This is a genomic window from Streptomyces sp. CO7 (assembly GCF_053474865.1).
Genome location: NZ_JBRIOU010000004.1, coordinates 430,220 through 445,359, shown reverse-complemented (window position 1 = coordinate 445,359; position 15,140 = coordinate 430,220). Strand labels below are relative to the sequence as shown.

16 protein-coding genes are annotated in these 15,140 nt (G+C 71.3%); 8 read left to right on the top strand and 8 right to left on the bottom strand.

Going from position 1 to position 15,140, the window contains the following annotated elements; translation table 11 throughout:
• Positions 1 to 99: 99 nt before the first annotated feature.
• A complete protein-coding gene (locus ACOV8S_RS14815) occupies positions 100 to 1,068 on the top strand; it encodes a diacylglycerol/lipid kinase family protein (protein ID WP_448318286.1) in 969 nt (322 codons plus the stop codon).
• A 318-nt stretch (positions 1,069 to 1,386) separates the two neighbouring features.
• Positions 1,387 to 1,644 (top strand): WhiB family transcriptional regulator, encoded by a 258-nt coding sequence (locus ACOV8S_RS14810; RefSeq protein ID WP_351117618.1) that lies wholly within the window; start codon positions 1,387 to 1,389, stop codon positions 1,642 to 1,644.
• Positions 1,645 to 1,841: 197 nt separating this feature from the next.
• Here ACOV8S_RS14810 and ACOV8S_RS14805 read toward each other — a convergent pair whose 3' ends face one another.
• Complete coding sequence (locus ACOV8S_RS14805) at positions 1,842 to 3,320, bottom strand: sensor histidine kinase (RefSeq protein WP_448318285.1); 1,479 nt, start codon at positions 3,318 to 3,320, stop codon at positions 1,842 to 1,844.
• Between the two features lie 402 nt (positions 3,321 to 3,722).
• Between ACOV8S_RS14805 and nagB the strand changes: the two genes are divergently transcribed.
• Positions 3,723 to 4,508, top strand: coding sequence for a glucosamine-6-phosphate deaminase (nagB, locus tag ACOV8S_RS14800; RefSeq protein ID WP_448318284.1), 786 nt, complete (start codon positions 3,723 to 3,725; stop codon positions 4,506 to 4,508).
• Positions 4,509 to 4,605: 97 nt separating this feature from the next.
• On the opposite strand, the gene sodN is transcribed toward nagB, so the two are convergent.
• Complete coding sequence (gene sodN, locus ACOV8S_RS14795) at positions 4,606 to 5,001, bottom strand: superoxide dismutase, Ni (RefSeq protein ID WP_108954432.1); 396 nt, start codon at positions 4,999 to 5,001, stop codon at positions 4,606 to 4,608.
• A gap of 144 nt (positions 5,002 to 5,145) precedes the next feature.
• Here sodN and sodX point away from each other — a divergent pair, with 144 nt between their 5' ends.
• Positions 5,146 to 5,592: a nickel-type superoxide dismutase maturation protease gene (gene sodX / locus ACOV8S_RS14790; RefSeq protein WP_448318283.1), complete on the top strand. Its 447-nt coding sequence runs from the start codon at positions 5,146 to 5,148 to the stop codon at positions 5,590 to 5,592.
• Here sodX and ACOV8S_RS14785 read toward each other — a convergent pair.
• The 4 genes from ACOV8S_RS14785 to ACOV8S_RS14770 form a co-directional block, all read right to left on the bottom strand.
• Complete coding sequence (locus ACOV8S_RS14785) at positions 5,487 to 6,125, bottom strand: CGNR zinc finger domain-containing protein (RefSeq protein ID WP_351117614.1); 639 nt, start codon at positions 6,123 to 6,125, stop codon at positions 5,487 to 5,489. The genes sodX and ACOV8S_RS14785 overlap by 106 nt on opposite strands.
• Before the next feature lie 168 nt (positions 6,126 to 6,293).
• Positions 6,294 to 7,046, bottom strand: a complete 753-nt coding sequence (locus tag ACOV8S_RS14780; protein ID WP_448318865.1) for an amino acid ABC transporter ATP-binding protein — start codon at positions 7,044 to 7,046, stop codon at positions 6,294 to 6,296.
• Between the two features lie 47 nt (positions 7,047 to 7,093).
• A complete protein-coding gene (locus tag ACOV8S_RS14775) occupies positions 7,094 to 8,026 on the bottom strand; it encodes an amino acid ABC transporter permease (protein ID WP_448318282.1) in 933 nt (310 codons plus the stop codon).
• Between the two features lie 39 nt (positions 8,027 to 8,065).
• Positions 8,066 to 9,031 (bottom strand): ABC transporter substrate-binding protein, encoded by a 966-nt coding sequence (locus tag ACOV8S_RS14770; RefSeq protein WP_448318281.1) that lies wholly within the window; start codon positions 9,029 to 9,031, stop codon positions 8,066 to 8,068.
• Positions 9,032 to 9,560: 529 nt separating this feature from the next.
• On the opposite strand from ACOV8S_RS14770, the gene ACOV8S_RS14765 reads away from it, so the two are divergent.
• The 4 genes from ACOV8S_RS14765 (at position 9,561) to ACOV8S_RS14750 (ending at position 12,837) form a co-directional block, all read left to right on the top strand.
• Complete coding sequence (locus ACOV8S_RS14765; protein WP_448318280.1) at positions 9,561 to 10,775, top strand: NAD(P)-dependent malic enzyme; 1,215 nt, start codon at positions 9,561 to 9,563, stop codon at positions 10,773 to 10,775.
• Between the two features lie 169 nt (positions 10,776 to 10,944).
• Positions 10,945 to 11,910, top strand: coding sequence for a zinc-binding dehydrogenase (locus tag ACOV8S_RS14760; protein ID WP_448318278.1), 966 nt, complete (start codon positions 10,945 to 10,947; stop codon positions 11,908 to 11,910).
• Between the two features lie 148 nt (positions 11,911 to 12,058).
• Positions 12,059 to 12,268, top strand: a complete 210-nt coding sequence (locus tag ACOV8S_RS14755) for a helix-turn-helix domain-containing protein (protein WP_108954990.1) — start codon at positions 12,059 to 12,061, stop codon at positions 12,266 to 12,268.
• Positions 12,268 to 12,837, top strand: coding sequence for a Clp protease N-terminal domain-containing protein (locus tag ACOV8S_RS14750; protein ID WP_448318275.1), 570 nt, complete (start codon positions 12,268 to 12,270; stop codon positions 12,835 to 12,837). The genes ACOV8S_RS14755 and ACOV8S_RS14750 overlap by 1 nt, the downstream gene beginning before the upstream one ends.
• 112 nt (positions 12,838 to 12,949) lie before the next feature.
• Here the strand turns inward: ACOV8S_RS14750 and ACOV8S_RS14745 are convergent, their stop codons facing one another.
• Together ACOV8S_RS14745 and ACOV8S_RS14740 are read right to left on the bottom strand one after the other, a co-directional pair.
• Complete coding sequence (locus ACOV8S_RS14745; protein WP_448318273.1) at positions 12,950 to 14,035, bottom strand: helix-turn-helix transcriptional regulator; 1,086 nt, start codon at positions 14,033 to 14,035, stop codon at positions 12,950 to 12,952.
• Between the two features lies 1 nt (position 14,036).
• Complete coding sequence (locus tag ACOV8S_RS14740; protein ID WP_448318271.1) at positions 14,037 to 14,900, bottom strand: DUF4097 family beta strand repeat-containing protein; 864 nt, start codon at positions 14,898 to 14,900, stop codon at positions 14,037 to 14,039.
• Between the last annotated feature and the right edge of the window lie 240 nt (positions 14,901 to 15,140).

Below are 15,140 nucleotides of genomic sequence, written 5' to 3'. Positions count from 1 at the left end.
GGGGTGGGTTTCCGCTGAGCGCTCACGACGGCCAGGGTAGTCCGTGCGTCCGGACCGTCCGTATGGGCCGGGTACCGATCAGTAGGTAACCTGCACACCATGCGCGCACTCCTCGTGGTCAACCCGGCGGCAACCACCACCAGCGCCCGGACGCGTGACGTCCTCATCCACGCGCTGGCGAGCGAGGTGAAGCTGGAGGCCGTCACCACGGAGTACCGCGGCCACGCCCACGACCTCGCCCGGGCCGCCGCCCGCAGCAAGGACATCGACCTGGTGGTCGCCCTCGGCGGCGACGGCACCGTCAACGAGGTGGCCAACGGACTGCTGCACGACGGACCCGACCCGGAGCGACTGCCCGGCCTCGCGGTGGTCCCCGGCGGCTCCACGAACGTCTTCGCCCGTGCCCTCGGTCTGCCCAACAACGCGGTGGAGGCCACCGGCGCCCTGCTGGACGCCCTGCGCCAGGGACGGGAACGCACCGTGGGTCTCGGTTTGGCCGAGCCCGCCCCGGGTACCGGGGACGACGGCGCTCCGGTGCGCTGGTTCACCTTCTGCGCCGGCCTCGGCTTCGACGCGGGGGTCGTCGGAAGGGTGGAGCAGCAGCGGGAGCGCGGCAGGCGGTCCACACACCCCCTGTACGTACGCCAGGTGCTCCGCCAGTTCCTGGGAGACCCGCACCGCACCCGCGGGACGATCTCCCTCCACCGGGAGGGCGAGGATCCGGTGGACGGACTCGTGGTGACCCTTATTTCGAACACCGCCCCGTGGTCGTACCTCGGCAACAAGCCGCTGTACCCCTCGCCCGGAGCGTCGTTCGACAAGGGGCTGGACGTCCTGGGTCTGACCAGCATGTCGACGGTTTCGGCGATGCGCTACGGCAGCCAGCTGGTGGCGTCGACGCCGGAGCGGGGGCCGCGCGGAAAGCACGCGATGTCGCTCCACGATCTCAGTGCGTTCACCTTGGTTTCCAAGGTCCCGTTGCCCTTCCAGGTGGACGGCGACCACCTGGGGCTGCGGACGGGCGTGAAGTTCACAGGCGTACGCCGTGCACTGCGTGTGATTGTGTGAGTGGATCCTGCCTTAAACCTTTCACTCGAACGTATTGAGCAGGGTCCACCCCATGGAAGTACGGCTGTGACCTAGCAGACACCGAAGAATCAAAAAAAACTTTCCGGAAGGGGTTGTATCCGCCGCTGAGGTTTGCGAGTCTCTACGTGGCGCTCGGGACGGCCCGACAGACGGCCTCCCGCCAGAGCCCCGAACCCCTCTCCAAGCCAAGGATGGCCTCCCCGGGAAACCGGATTGTGGCCCTTCACTTGTTGGGGGTTTCGTGAAAGCGTTCACATTCACAAGCACTTGCACGAATACACAGGAGAGGTAGCAGCCATGGACTGGCGTCACCACGCCGTTTGCCGCGAAGAAGACCCCGAGCTCTTCTTCCCCATCGGCAACACCGGTCCTGCGCTGCTGCAGATCGAGGAAGCCAAGGCCGTCTGCCGCCGCTGCCCGGTGATGGAGCAGTGTCTGCAGTGGGCGCTCGAGTCCGGTCAGGACTCCGGCGTCTGGGGTGGTCTCAGCGAGGACGAGCGCCGCGCCATGAAGCGCCGCGCCGCCCGCAACCGGGCCCGTCAGGCCTCCGCCTGACAACCCACCCCGCGACAGCCTGAGCTTGGCGGCGCGTACAGCGTGTACGCATCTCCCGCCCCCGAGCCGCAGCGCGCAGTAACCGGGATCTGATCTCGAGCCCCGGACCGTTCTCGGTCCGGGGCTCGAGCCATGTCCCGCCCTGCGCGCGCCCGCCCCGTTCACGACCCGCGGGCCGGTCGCGAGCGGGCGTCACGTCACTTCGGGGTGCGGACCGGGATGTCCAGCAGCACCCGGGTGCCGCCCTCGGGGCCGACCCGGACCATGTCGAAGGCGCCGCCGAGTTCGCCCTCGACCAGGGTCCGCACGATCTGCAGACCGAGGTTGCCGGAGCTGTGCGGGTTGAAGTCCTCCGGCAGGCCCACTCCGTCGTCCAGCACCGTCACCAGCAGCCGCTCGTCGCGGGGAGTTCCGCCGCGCACCGCGGACACCTCGACGGCGCCGGTGTCACCGGGACGGAAACCGTGCTCGAGGGCGTTCTGCAGCACCTCGGTGAGGACCATCGACAGCGGGGTGGCCACCTCGGCGTCCAAGATGCCGAAGCGCCCGCTGCGCCGGCCGGTGACCTTGCCCGGCGAGATCTCGGCGACCATCGCGAGCACCCGGTCGGCGATCTCGTCGAACTCGACCCGCTCGTCCAGGGTCTGGGAGAGCGTCTCGTGCACGATGGCGATCGAGCCGACCCGGCGCACCGCCTCCTGGAGCGCCTCGCGGCCCTGGTCGGAGTCCATCCGGCGGGCCTGCAGCCGCAGCAGCGCGGCGACCGTCTGGAGGTTGTTCTTCACCCGGTGGTGGATCTCTCGGATGGTGGCGTCCTTGGTGATCAACTCGCGTTCGCGCCGCCGCAGTTCGGTGACGTCCCGCAGCAGCACCAGCGAACCGATGCGGGTGCCCTTGGGCTTGAGCGGGATGGCCCGGAACTGGATGACGCCCTCGCTGGCCTCGATCTCGAACTCCCGGGGCGCCCAGCCGCTCGCCACCTTCGCCAGCGCCTCGTCCACCGGGCCCCGGGACGGCGCGAGTTCGGCCGTGGTGCGGCCGAGGTGGCAGCCGACCAGGTCGGCCGCCAGGCCCATCCGGTGGTACGCGGACAGGGCGTTGGGCGAGGCGTAGGTGACGATGCCCTCGGCGTCCAGCCGGATCAGCCCGTCGCCGACCCGCGGGGCCGCGTCCATGTCGACCTGCTGGTCGGGGAAGGGGAACGCCCCCGCGGCGATCATCTGCGCCAGGTCGGAGGCCGACTGCAGGTAGGTGAGCTCCAGCCGGCTGGGCGTGCGCACGGTCAGCAGGTTGGTGTTGCGGGCGATGACGCCCAGCACCCGGCCGTCGCGGCGCACCGGGATCGACTCCACCCGCACGGGCACCTCCTCGCGCCACTCCGGGTCGCCCTCGCGCACGATGCGTCCCTCGTCCAGCGCCGCGTCCAGCAGCGGACGGCGCCCGCGGGGAACGAGGTGACCCACCATGTCGTCGTGGTAGGAGGTCGGGCCGGTGTTCGGGCGCATCTGCGCGACCGAGACGTACTTGGCGCCGTCGCGGGTGGGCAGCCACAGGACCAGGTCGGCGAAGGAGAGGTCGGAGAGCAGCTGCCACTCGGAGACCAGCAGGTGGAGCCACTCGAGATCGGTGTCGTCGAGATCGGTGTGCTGGCGTACGAGTTCGTTCATGGAGGGCACGACTGCGAGCGTACCCGGGCCGCGCGCGGGCGCCGCACCCACGGGCCGCGGCGCAGGAAGGGACCCTCAACCCTCCCGGCACCGCAGCCCGGAGCAGCGTTCGGCCTCGGGTGTGCGGCCCGGAACCGACCGGTGAGGACCCGGGCGCAGTCAGGGCAGAGAGGCCCGGTTCCTCGGTCCGCCTTCCTGTGCGGGGAAGGCGGCGTCTGTGCGTCCCTGCCTCCCACCCGATTGTGGACCGGCCGCCGGGCCGTGTCCATGGGCAGAGGCGTGGGCTCCCGCACGGTGAAGCCTAGCCCGCCCGGGCCGGACGTGGGACCGCTCCCGGACGGTTCCCCGGGGCGGCGGTTCTTGCTAGATTGGTCTAAACCATAGGTCTATACCAGGATGGTGGTCCTCGGCGTGGAAGTCGTCATCGTTCCCGACGCGCGGGCGGGCGGCGAGCTCGTCGCCGGCGCCATGGCGTCCCTGCTGCGCGAGAAGCCGGACGCCGTGCTGGGCGTCGCCACCGGCTCGACGCCCCTCCCGGTGTACGAGGCGCTCGCCGCGCTGGTGCGGGCCGGCGAGGCGGACGTCTCCCGGGCCCGGATCGCGCAGCTCGACGAGTACGTGGGTCTGCCGGCCGGCCACCCGGAGTCCTACCGCTCGGTGCTGGCGCGCGAGGTGCTGGAGCCGCTGGGCCTCAAGGAGGACGCCTTCCTCGGTCCCGACGGCGGCGCCGCCGACCTGACGGCCGCCTGCGCCGCCTACGAGCGTGCGCTGGCCGAGGCCGGCGGAGTGGACCTCCAGCTCCTGGGCATCGGCACCGACGGCCACATCGGCTTCAACGAGCCGTGCAGCTCCCTGGCCTCCCGGACCCGCCTCAAGACGCTCACCGAGCGGACCCGCGCCGACAACGCCCGCTTCTTCGACGGCGACGTCGCCCAGGTGCCGCGGCACGTCATCACCCAGGGCATCGGCACCATCCTGGACGCCCGGCACCTGGTGCTGCTGGCGACCGGGGCGGGCAAGGCGGACGCCGTGGCCGCCGCCGTGGAGGGCCCGCTGGCGGCCGTCTGCCCCGCCTCGGCGCTCCAGCTCCACCCGCACGCCACGGTCGTCGTCGACGAGGCCGCCGCCGCGAAGCTGCGGCTGGCGGACTACTTCCGCCACACCTGGTCCCACAAGCCGGAGTGGCAGGGCCTGTGACCGGGCCGCCGCGGCCCGGCGGAACGGGCGCGGCGCGACGCACGCGAAGGGGCCCGGCTCATGACGAGCCGGGCCCCTTCCCGTGGAGGCGCGAAGGTCAGGCCTTCTTGGTCTCCCAGAAAATCTTGTCGATCTCGGCGATCAGGTCCAGAGCCTTCTGACCGGTCGCCGGGTCGGTCGACGCCTTGGCGGCCGAAAGGGCCTTCAGCGCGTCGTTGACCAGCTGGTGCAGCTGCGGGTACTTCTCGAAGTGCGGAGCCTTGAAGTAGTCGCTCCACAGCACCGAGACGTGGTGCTTGGCAATCTCGGCGCGCTGCTCCTTGATGATGGTGGCGCGCGTCTGGAAGTGCGGGTCGTCGTTGGCCTGCATCTTCTCCTGCGTGGCCTTGACCGACTCGGCCTCGATGCGGGCCTGGGCCGGGTCGTACACACCGCAGGGGAGGTCGCAGTGGGCGCTGACCTTCACGCTACGGGCAAACAGGCGGGAAAGCATGAAGCAATCCTTCCTCGTGATCGTCTTCTCAGGTGGGACATTACTCCGTAGGCCCCGGGAAATCGCGGGTGCCCCCAGGGGCGTACGGCAAAAGTACGGGGTGGGACCGGGACTCCCGGAGGAGTCGAGCTAGGAGGAACGGACATGACGGAGCAGTCACCGTGCGAGGGCGGGCAGGAACGCCCCCTGCTGCCCTTCGGCACGGCCGAGGTCACCGGGCCGTCGATGGTGCCGACGCTGCGCCACGGAGACCGTCTGGTGGTCCGCTACGGGGCGCGCGTGCGGCCAGGGGACGTCGTGGTGCTGCGCCATCCGTTCCAGCAGGACCTGCTGGTGGTGAAGCGGGCCGCCGAGCGCCGCGACGGCGGCTGGTGGGTGCTCGGGGACAACGCCTTCGCGGGCGGGGACAGCACCGACTACGGCGTCGTCCCGCCCGAGCTCGTGCTGGCCCGGGTGCTGCTGCGGGTGCGTCCGCGCCCGGCCGGTCAGCGGTCGGTGCCCGCGCTGCTGGGCTGGGCGCTCTCCTCGGTGCGGCCGGTGCTCGGCGCCCGGCCCGGCGAGGCCGCCTCCAGGCGCTTGCGGGCCCGGTAGGCCGCCACGTTGGCCCGGGTGGCGCAGCGGTCGGAGCAGTAGCGGCGGGAGCGGTTGGTGGAGGTGTCCAGGAAGGCGTTGCGGCACGGCGCCGCCTCGCACAGGCCCAGTCGGTTCACCCCGTACTCGGTGAGGTGGAAGGCCAGCCCCATGGCGGCGATGGCCGCGTAGCCGGCCGTCGCGTTGGACGGATGGTCGGCCAGGTGCAGGTGCCACAGCGGGCGCCCGTCCTCGTCGCGGTGGTCGTGGCCGGAGATCTGCGGGCTCACCGGGAACTCCAGCAGCAGCGAGTTCAGCAGGTCGACCGCGAGCGTCTCGTCGCCCGAGGCGGCCGCCTCGAAGACCGACCGCAGCCGGCCGCGCACCGACCTCAGCCGGGTGACGTCGGCGTCGGTGGCCCGCCGGGCCGCGGAACGGTTGGCGCCGAACAGGTCCCGGACGGCGTCCACCGACGTCAGCTCGTCCTTGCCCCGGGCCGGCTCCTCGCTGTTGACCAGCCGGACGGCGTAATCCGAGTAATAGGCCAGTTCCACTTGTCGTCCTTACGCGGGGCTCTGTGGTCTCGCGCGCCCGGCGGTAATGGCCGATCGCGATTACAAGGTATTACCTCGCGGGAGGGAAAAGCGAAGGGGCGGTGCGGGTCGCCCCGCACCGCCCCTTCGGACGTGCTCAACCGGTGCCGGCGCCTCGGGCGGGCGGCGTCACAGCACCTTCGACAGGAAGGACTGCGTCCGCTCGTGCCGCGGGTTGGTCAGCACCTCGCGCGGGTCGCCGGACTCCACGACCACACCGCCGTCCATGAAGACCAGGTTGTCGCCCACCTCGCGGGCGAAGCCCATCTCGTGGGTGACGACCACCATCGTCATGCCGCTCTCGGCCAGGTCCCGCATGACGTCCAGGACGTCGCCGACCAGCTCGGGGTCGAGCGCCGAGGTCGGCTCGTCGAAGAGCATCAGCTTGGGGTCCATGGCCAGCGCGCGGGCGATCGCCACCCGCTGCTGCTGGCCGCCGGAGAGCTGCGCGGGGTAGTTCCCGGCCTTGTCGCCCAGGCCCACGCGCTCCAGCAGGTGGTGCGCCCGCTCCCGGGCGGCCGCCTTGCTGACGCCCTTGACCTGGATCGGCGCCTCCATCACGTTCTCCGCCGCGGTCATGTGCGGGAAGAGGTTGAAGCGCTGGAAGACCATGCCGATGTCCCGGCGCTGGAGGGCGACCTCGTTGTCCTTCAGCTCGTAGAGCTTGTCGCCCTTCTGCCGGTACCCGACCAGCTCGCCGTCGACGTACAGCCGGCCGGCGTTGACCTTCTCGAGGTGGTTGATGCACCGCAGGAAGGTCGACTTGCCGGAGCCGGAAGGGCCGATGAGGCAGAACACCTCGCCCTTCTTCACCTCCAGGTCGATGCCCTTGAGGACCTCGACGTGGCCGTACGACTTGTGGACGTTGTCGGCCTTCACCATGGGGACCCCGGAGGATCCCGTGGTGCCCGCCGTCTTGCTGACCTCGGTCATGCCGCCGCTCCCTTCCGGCTCGACACGGACAGGACCGTGCTCCTGAACGACTGCCACGGGGTGGGCGGCAGCGACCGGCTGGAACCCTGCGCGTAGTGCCGCTCGATGTAGTACTGACCGACGCTGAGGATCGAGGTCATCACCAGGTACCAGGCGGCCGCGAGGAAGTACATCTCCACGGGCGCGCCCGAGACCTGGCCGATGTCCTGGGTGATGCGCCACAACTCCGCGTACTGGACCACCGAGACCAGCGACGTGGTCTTCAGCATGTTGATGACCTCGTTGCCGGTGGGCGGCACGATCACCCGCATGGCCTGGGGGATCACGATCCGGCGCAGGGTCTTCGAGTGGCTCATGCCCAGCGCGTGCGCCGCCTCGGTCTGTCCCTCGTCGACCGACATCAGACCGGCACGGCAGATTTCCGCCATGTAGGCGGCCTCGTTGAGACCCAGACCCAGCAGCACCGTCAGGAGCGGGGTCATGAAGTCCGACCACTCGTCCTTGTACAGCGGGCCGAGCACGATGTACTCGAAGACCAGGCCGAGGTTGAACCAGACCACCAGCTGCACGAGGACCGGGGTCCCCCGGAAGAACCAGATGTAGAACCAGGAGACGGCCCTGGTCACCGGGTTCTTCGACAGCCGCATCACGGCCAGCAGCACGCCGCCGACGATGCCGATCAGCATGGACAGCACGGTCAGCAGGAGCGTCTTGCCGACGCCCTCGAGCACGCGGTCGTCGAAGAAGTAGTCCGGGATCGCCCCCCAGTTGATCCTGCCCTGGGAGAACGCCCAAACGATCGAGCCGAGGAGCCCGATCGCCACCAGGGCGGAGACGTACCGCCCGTAGTGCCGGACCGGGATGGCCCTGACGGCCTCCGGCCCGGCCGCGGGGGCCGGACCTGCCGTCTTGTCGATGTCTTCAGTCACGGGACTTGCCTTTCGCGTGGCCTACGGCCGCTGGAGCGGTCACTTGCCGCCGTTGATCACGGCTTCCGTGACAGCACCCTCGGAGGCGCCCCACTTGTCCAGGACCTTCTGGTACTCGCCGTTCTTGATGACCGCGTCCAGGGCCGCCTTGATGGCGTCGCGGAGCTTGGCGTCGTCCTTGGCGACGGCGATGCCGTACGGGGCCGCCTCGACCTGCTCGCCGACCAGCTGGAAGTCGTTGCCGCCGCCCGAGGTCTTCACCGCGTACGCGGCGACCGGGAAGTCGGAGGAACCGGCGTCGGCGCCGCCGGCGCGCAGACGGGTCTGGGCCTGCTGGTCGTTGTCGAAGGCCTCGAGGGTGATCTTCTTGCCCTTGCCGCACTTCTTCGACTCGGACTTGGCGAGGTCCTCGGAGACCGTGCCGCGCTGGACGACCAGCTTCTTGCCGCACAGGTCGGCCCAGGTCTTGATGCCCTTGTCGTCGCCCTTCTTGGTGTAGATCGAGACACCCGCGGTGAAGTAGTCGACGAAGTCGACGCCCTCGCCGACCTTCTTGCCGGTGTCGGAGTCCACGCCCTCCTGGCGGTCCTTGGTGTCCGTCATCGCCGACATCGCGATGTCGTAGCGGCCGGAGCGCAGACCGGTGAGGAGGGTGTCGAAGGTGCCGTTCTCGAACTCGAACTTCACGCCCAGCTGCTTGCCGAGGGCGTCGGCGAGGTCGGGGTCGATGCCCGCGGTCTTGCCGGAGTCGTCCTTGAACTCGACCGGGGCGTAGGCGATGTCGGAACCGACCTTGACGACGCCCTTCGCCTTGACGTCCTCGGGGAGCAGGTCGGCCAGCGGGGCGGCGGCCGCGGGGGAGCCGGAGTCCTTGGACTGCTTGGCCTCGGCCTCGTTGGTCTGGTCACCGCAACCGGTGAGCAGCAGCGCGCCGGCGACCGCGATCGCACCGATCGCAGTGGGGCGCAGCGCGACGGACGGACGACGGGTGGGGCGTGCGGTCATGGTGGGATCCTCCGGCGGGTGGATGGAGTGCGAGCCACCGCCGCGAACACACGGCTTTGGGTGTCGCGCGGGGTAATGACCGCATCCTGCCATTCGGACTCACCCGTTCAGGTGAACTCCCAGGTCAAAATCGCATAACGGACACGCCCGAATGGCCAAGAACAGGCAGGAGATGGGCGGCACTTCTCCGGTCATATCCGGAACGGACCGAAAGATCTCCCGTGCGTCTCGGCATGCGGACGGACCTGGAACACGGCTCGGGCGGCCGGGGGCGCGGTGGGACGACTTGTCCATCTTTACGGGCATGAGTCATGTCACTGACGTGTGAGGTTCCCGGTATGGACTCGTCCCCGGGATCGTCGTCGGGTAAGAAAGTTCTTTACACCCCACATCGGGGGCTGGGGCGCGTGTGCGGCGCGCCCGTCGCGCGCGGCCGGTCATGGCATCCCTCCATGGTCGCGCGCGGTGCCCGCCCGCTCCTCACAAGGAGCGGTCACCCTCAACCAAGAAGCCTTAAGGGGTACGACACGTGTCAGCGGAGATCGTCAATCCTCGCAGTGACCACACCATCGAGGGCCAGGACGGCCTCGACTCCATCGACCCGGCGTTCGCCCTGCACCGGGGCGGCAAGATGGCCGTGCAGGCCACCGTGCCGGTCCGGGACAAGGACGACCTGTCCCTCGCCTACACGCCGGGCGTCGCCCGGGTGTGCAGCGCCATCGCCGAGCAGCCCGAGCTGGTCAACGACTACACCTGGAAGTCCTCGGTGGTCGCGGTGGTCACCGACGGCACCGCCGTCCTGGGCCTCGGCGACATCGGGCCCGAGGCCTCCCTCCCCGTGATGGAGGGCAAGGCCATCCTGTTCAAGCAGTTCGGCGGCGTCGACGCCGTGCCGATCGCCCTCGACTGCACCGGCGTCGACGAGATCGTCGAGACCGTCGCCCGGCTCGCCCCGTCCTTCGGCGGCATCAACCTGGAGGACATCTCGGCGCCCCGCTGCTTCGAGATCGAGGACCGGCTCCGCGAGCGCCTCGACATCCCCGTCTTCCACGACGACCAGCACGGCACCGCCATCGTCACCCTGGCCGCCATGCGCAACGCGGCGCGGCTGACCGGCCGGACGCTGGGCCAGCTGCGCGCGGTGATCTCCGGCGCGGGCGCCGCGGGCATCGCGATCGCGAAGATGCTGCTCGAGGCGGGCATCGGGGACGTGGCGGTCGCCGACCGCAAGGGCGTCGTCTCCAGCGACCGGACCGACCTCACCCCGGTCAAGGCGGAGATCGCCGCGATGACCAACAAGTCGGGGATCAGCGGCTCCCTGGAGGAGGCGCTGGCGGGCGCCGACGTCTTCATCGGCGTCTCCGGCGGCACCGTGCCCGAGCCGGCCGTGGCCTCCATGGCGGACAACGCCTTCGTCTTCGCGATGGCCAACCCCACCCCGGAGGTCCACCCCGAGATCGCGCACAAGTACGCGGCCGTGGTGGCGACCGGACGGTCCGACTTCCCCAACCAGATCAACAACGTGCTGGCCTTCCCCGGCATCTTCGCGGGCGCCCTCCAGGTGCGGGCCTCCCGGATCACCGAGGGCATGAAGCTGGCCGCCGCGGAGGCGCTGGCCGCGGTGGTCGGCGACGACCTGGCGGCGGACTACGTGATCCCCTCGCCCTTCGACGAGCGGGTCGCCCCCGCCGTCACCGCGGCCGTGGCGGCGGCCGCGCGGGCCGAGGGCGTCGCCCGGGCCTGACCGGACAGCCCCCCCGTGCGCGTACCCCCGCGGCCCCCGGCGCCCCTCACGGCGCCGGGGGCCGCGGCGCGCCGTCCAGGGGCGGTGGGGAGCCTCACGCGGGGCGTGACGGCCACGTCATAGTGCCGGATGGTTCCCCGAGGCCCGCGGGCGACCTAGGGTCGAGGGCATGTTCGCTGCCTACGCCGCACGTATCGACCGTGACCAGCCGCTGAACGGACTCGAGTTGGGGGAGCGCCCCGCGCCCGAGGCGCGCCCCGGCTGGACCACCGTCAACGTGAGGGCCGCCTCGCTCAACCACCACGACCTGTGGTCCCTCAAGGGCGTCGGCCTCGCCGAGGACAAGCTGCCGATGATCCTCGGCTGCGACGCCGCGGGCGTCGACGAGGACGGCAACGAGGTCGTCCTGCACTCCGTCATCGGGCAGACCGGTCACGGCGTCGGCCCCCGGGAGCCGCGCTCCATCCTCACCGAGCGGTACCAAGGCACCTTCGCCGAGCAGGTCTCCGTTCCCACCTGGAACGTGCTGCCCAAGCCCAAGGAGCTCTCCTTCGAGGAGGCCGCCTGCCTCCCCACCGCCTGGCTGACCGCCTACCGGATGCTCTTCACCAACGCCGGCGTCCGCCCGGGCGACTCGGTGCTGGTCCAGGGCGCCGGCGGCGGCGTCGCGACCGCCGCGATCGTGCTCGGCAAGGCCGCCGGGCTCAAGGTCTTCGCCACCAGCCGCGACGAGGCCAAGCGCAAGCGCGCCCTGGAACTCGGGGCCGTCGAGGCGGTCGAGAGCGGTGCCCGGCTGCCGCAGCGGGTCGACGCCGTCATCGAGACCGTCGGCGCCGCGACCTGGTCCCACTCGGTCAAGTCGCTGCGGCCCGGCGGCACACTGGTCATCTCCGGCGCCACCAGCGGGGACGCGCCCTCCAAGGCCGAACTGACCCGGATCTTCTTCCTGGAGCTCAAGGTGGTCGGCTCCACCATGGGCACCAAGGACGAACTGGAGGACCTGCTCTCCTTCTGCGCCGCCACCGGCGTGCGGCCCGTCATCGACGAGGTGCTGCCGCTGGACCGCGCCCGCGAGGGGTTCGAGCGGATGGCCTCGGGGGAGCTGTTCGGCAAGATCGTGCTCACCGCGGGCTGACCCGCGGCCCCACGTCCACCGTCAACCTCCGCCGCCCGGTCCAGGACCGGGCGGCGGAGGTTTTTGTCGTGCGGGCCCGGGTGCCGGTGCGGGCGAGTTTGTCAATCAGGGTTGACAAAGGGGCGACGTGTCAACCATGGTTGACAGCATGACGGAAGCAACGGACCTCGCCGAGCGGGCCGGGGACCGCGATCCCCGCGTGGGACTGCGTGCGGTCACCGCACTGCGGAAGCTGCTGGAGCAACTGGAGGCCGTCCAGGTGCGCAACGCGCGCAACCAGGGCTGGTCGTGGCAGGAGATCGCCGCCGAGCTCGGTGTGAGCAGGCAGGCCGTGCACAAGAAGTACGGGAGGCAGTGATGTTCGAACGGTTCACCAAGGACGCCCGGGACGTGGTCACCGGTGCCGTCGAGCACGCGGAGCGGGCCGGGGACGAGCGGGTGGACGAGGGGCACCTGCTGCTCGCCCTGCTGGACCGCAGCGGCAGCCGGGGCTCCTTCGGCCTGGCGGCCCTGGGGCTGGCCGAGCGGCGGGAGTCGGTCGCCGAGTCGCTCGCCGCGGCGCGGCGTCGCGGCGGGCTCACCGGCGCCGACGTCGAGGCGCTGTCGGGGCTGGGCATCGACCTGGACGAGATCGTCTCGCGGGTGGAGGCCACCCACGGCGCCGGAGCGCTCGGCCGCCGGAAGGGACTCGGAGGCCGCCGCAAGCTGCGTGGGCACCGGCCGTTCACCCGGGGGGCGAGGAACATCCTCGAGCAGTCCCTGCGCGGGGCCCTCGCCCACCGCGAGCGGCACATCGGCGACGAGCACCTGCTGCTCGCCCTCGCCGGCGGCCCCGGCATCGCCTCCGGCGTCCTCGCCGAGCACGGGGTCACCCCGGAGGCGCTGGAACGGGTGCTCTGGGGCGGGGGAGAGGCCGCCGCGAGCTGACGGGGAGGCGAGGCTCCCCGGGCCCCGACCGGGCGGGAGGCGCCGAGGTGGCGGCGCCCGCCCGGTCAGGGGGCCGGGCCGGCCAGGGGCCGGGTCGGTCAGGCGAGGCCGGTCAGGGCCGCGGGGCGTGGAGTATCGCGGCGATGCGGGCGGCTGCCGTGGCCAGGTGGCTGCGGGCCTCGGAGACCTGCTCCTGGGTGACCCCGTGGTCGCGGGCGGCGTCGCGGACGTCGTCCCGGAAGCGGTCCAGCAGGCGCTCCAGGTCACGGGACGGGTCGCCGGTGCCGCTCTCGTGGGCCCACTGCGGTTCGTAGCCGACCTCCAGCCCGTCGGCCACCGGGGCGAAGACAGGGCCCGGAGTGTCGGGTACGGGAGCAGGAGCGGGCCTCGTGTGGGAGTCGGCGGCGGGCGTCGCGTCTTCCTCCACGGGGGCGGGCCTGCCGAAGGGGCCGTTCTTGCCGAACGGACCGAACTGGCCGAACTCCTTGGTGAGCTCGGACAGACCCTCGCGCAGACCGGTGGGCCAGTCGCCTCGGGCGAAGTGGTCCTGCACCTGCTCCTGGACCTTGCGGGCGATCCGCTCCACCTCCTGCTGGGCCTCCCGGGCCTGCCGGCGGGCCCGGTCGGCCTCCTCGCGGGCGCGACGGCTCTCGTCCTTCGCCCGGCGGGCCTGTTCCTTCCACTCGTGCCGGGCCCGGCGCATCTCCTCCTTGGCCGCCTGCCAGGCGTCCTTGTCACCGAAGCCGCCGCCCTCGGTGAACGGGCCGAACGGGCCGCCCTTGGAGCCGCCGCCCCGCGTACCCGCGCCCTGGTGCGTGCGGCCCGCGGCGGCGCGCATCTCACGGCGCAGGTCGCCTGCCGCGTTGCTCACGTCGGTGCGGATCTCGGCGGCGAGCTCCGCGACCGACTCGAGGATCTCCACCTCCAGGTCGGCCAGCTCGGCGCTGCGGTCGGCGAGCTCCTGGCGGCCGGCGTCGGTGATCGAGTAGACCTTGCGCCCGCCCTCCGTGGTGTGCGTGACCAGGCCCTCGGCCTCCAGCTTGGCCAGGCGCGGGTAGACCGTCCCGGCCGAGGGGGCGTAGAGGCCCTGGAAACGCTCCTCGAGGAGGCGGATCACCTCGTAGCCGTGCCGGGGCGCCTCGTCGAGGAGCTTGAGGAGGTAGAGGCGCAGACGGCCGTGGGCGAAGACGGGGGGCATGTCAGAGCACCTTCCCGGTAGGAGCGTCGCTCGAGCTGTTGTCGGGGGCCTCGGACTCGGGTGCGGCGGGCCGCCGAAGCAGGGCGATCGAACCGGAGACGGTGGTCGCCCGGATGCGGCCCTTGCCCGCGCCGAGGCGGCCGGTCACCCGGCGCGTGCCGGGCCTGCCGCCCACTCTCAGGTCCTCGAAGGCGTTGGAGATGGAACCCGCGGCGGTGTCCGCGTGCACCTCGGCGTCGGTGGGTTCCGGGAGGCGGACGGCGATCTCGCCCGAGACGTTCGACAGCTTGAGGTCGGCGGGACCGGTGCGGCCCAGGTCGATCATCACCGAGCCGGTGACGGACTCGGCCCGGACGGAAGGGCTGGAGCCCTCGACGACGGTGAGGTCGCCGCCGACGGAGCTGAAGTGCAGGTCTCCCGTGAGGGCCTGCGCCTCGACGGCGCCGTTGACCGTCGCCGCGGTGACCGGGCCCGCCAGACCCACGAGGGTCGTGTCGCCGTTGACGCCCTGGACCTCGGTGCGGGCCTTGATGCCCGACACCACGGTGGAGGCGCCGACCGTGCCGATCCGTACGGCCGCGCCGGCCGGGACCGCCAGGGACACCACGGCGCGGCGGCGCCAGGAGCTGCGGTTCAGCAGCCGGTGGAAGTCCTTCCAGAAGAGGTCGCGGTAGGACACCGTCAGCGTGCCGTCCTCGAAGGAGACGTCCAGGGGCTCGCCCTCGACCTCCGACACCTCCAGGCGGGCGCCGGGCTCCTCCGTGCCGACCACGTTCACGGCGCCGTTGACCAGGCGGATGTGCAGGGACGTGACGGGCTCGTCGAACGCGAGCTTGAGCGGCTCGGTCACGGACCACTCGGGCATGCGGACCTCCTCGACAGGACGCGGTGTATCGCGTCTTCTGTCAAACACGATATATCGCGGGGGAGGGAAGTCAAGGTGCTCTTTCGAGTGAGGTTGGAGCGGGTGAACAAAGGGGGAGGAATCGGCTGGGCCGGTCTAGCGTGGCGATCATGGTGAGTGAGCGTGCGGATGGGGCGAGTGGGACCGGCAGGGGCGACGGTGCCGACGGGGTCGGCGGGGTGGGTGAGGCCGGTGGTGCGG

What these genes read in the sequence shown, in the direction of transcription:
- ACOV8S_RS14740 (WP_448318271.1), bottom strand. Translation starts at nt 14,900, where the DNA reads ATGCCCGAGTGGTCCGTGACCGAGCCGCTCAAGCTCGCGTTCGACGAG.
- sodN (WP_108954432.1), bottom strand. Translation starts at nt 5,001, where the DNA reads ATGCTTTCCCGCCTGTTTGCCCGTAGCGTGAAGGTCAGCGCCCACTGC.
- ACOV8S_RS14770 (WP_448318281.1), bottom strand. Translation starts at nt 9,031, where the DNA reads ATGACCGCACGCCCCACCCGTCGTCCGTCCGTCGCGCTGCGCCCCACT.
- ACOV8S_RS14815 (WP_448318286.1), top strand. Translation starts at nt 100, where the DNA reads ATGCGCGCACTCCTCGTGGTCAACCCGGCGGCAACCACCACCAGCGCC.
- ACOV8S_RS14810 (WP_351117618.1), top strand. Translation starts at nt 1,387, where the DNA reads ATGGACTGGCGTCACCACGCCGTTTGCCGCGAAGAAGACCCCGAGCTC.
- ACOV8S_RS14755 (WP_108954990.1), top strand. Translation starts at nt 12,059, where the DNA reads ATGACGGAAGCAACGGACCTCGCCGAGCGGGCCGGGGACCGCGATCCC.
- ACOV8S_RS14750 (WP_448318275.1), top strand. Translation starts at nt 12,268, where the DNA reads ATGTTCGAACGGTTCACCAAGGACGCCCGGGACGTGGTCACCGGTGCC.
- sodX (WP_448318283.1), top strand. Translation starts at nt 5,146, where the DNA reads ATGACGGAGCAGTCACCGTGCGAGGGCGGGCAGGAACGCCCCCTGCTG.
- ACOV8S_RS14745 (WP_448318273.1), bottom strand. Translation starts at nt 14,035, where the DNA reads ATGCCCCCCGTCTTCGCCCACGGCCGTCTGCGCCTCTACCTCCTCAAG.
- ACOV8S_RS14780 (WP_448318865.1), bottom strand. Translation starts at nt 7,046, where the DNA reads ATGGTGAAGGCCGACAACGTCCACAAGTCGTACGGCCACGTCGAGGTC.
- ACOV8S_RS14760 (WP_448318278.1), top strand. Translation starts at nt 10,945, where the DNA reads ATGTTCGCTGCCTACGCCGCACGTATCGACCGTGACCAGCCGCTGAAC.